Annotated in this window: 1 protein-coding gene; it reads left to right on the forward strand. The window is 52.5% G+C overall.

Features of this window, described 5'->3' with window-relative positions:
- Positions 1 to 100 precede the first annotated feature (100 nt).
- A partial coding sequence (locus DEF47_RS11765) for a hypothetical protein (protein ID WP_287045147.1) occupies positions 101 to 954 on the forward strand: 854 nt, incomplete at its 3' end.

Raw genomic sequence — 954 nt, forward strand, 5'->3', positions numbered from 1 at the left:
CCTTTGTGTCCTTCGTGGATCAACACGTCCAACTCCCTTGGTACAGGGTTTGCTATAGGTTTGGCAGATAGCTGCTCGAATCCTAGAGCAAAGGAGTTTGATGATGAATGATCAACAACAACAATCATTACTAACCGCTGCCTTGATTGCTGGAGGTATTGTTGGTGGTGTATTAGGGGCACGCAGTCGCCGTAACCACCCCAAAACCTTGGGCGAAAAAGTTGCCCTGCTAACCGAAAATTTGCGGGATCAGGTTGAACATCGCGCCGCTGATGCCAATAGTTATCTTCACAGCCTGAATAAACAAGCCCGCAAAGAGTTGAAACGTGAACAAAAGAAACTGCGCAAAGCTGGCAAGCAGGCCAATCAACGCTTAAACGCTAGCTTGGAGACTGGCCGCGAACAAATTGGACAGGCAGTCGATCAAATGGGCAAAAAAGTTGCTGATGGCCGTGATAAAGGCAATGCGCTGTTTGGGGCGGCGACTGCTGGTTTGGCTGCAGTTGCTGCCGCCAGCCGCGAACGGGCTAGCGATTTGGGCGACCAAACCAAAAGTCGTTTGGCCGATGTTCGTGAACAAGCGCTGGATCAAGGCGAAACGCTTGCAGATAAAGCCAAAAATATTGTGGCCGAGGTGCGCGAGCGCTTGAGTAGCACCAGCGAAAGTGTGCTTGAACAAGCTGATGATTTGCGGCATCGTGCGGTCGATGTGGCGAGCAGCAAAAGCGCCGATGCCCGCGATCAAGCCAATGATTTGGTTCAGCGTTTGAGCGGTATCGTCCAAGAGTTTTTGGCAACCACAACTGAACGCGCCAAAGAAGCGCGTGAGCACGCTCCTGATGCATTGCGCTCAGTCGCTCAAACCGTCAGCGCCAAAGCCCAAGATGTTAGTGCCAGCGTTATTCCAGCGGTTGCTGGCGCTGCCTCAGTAGTTGGGGAACGCGCCAAGGAAAC

This window comes from Herpetosiphon sp. (assembly GCF_003512625.1).
GTDB lineage: Bacteria > Chloroflexota > Chloroflexia > Chloroflexales > Herpetosiphonaceae > Herpetosiphon > Herpetosiphon aurantiacus.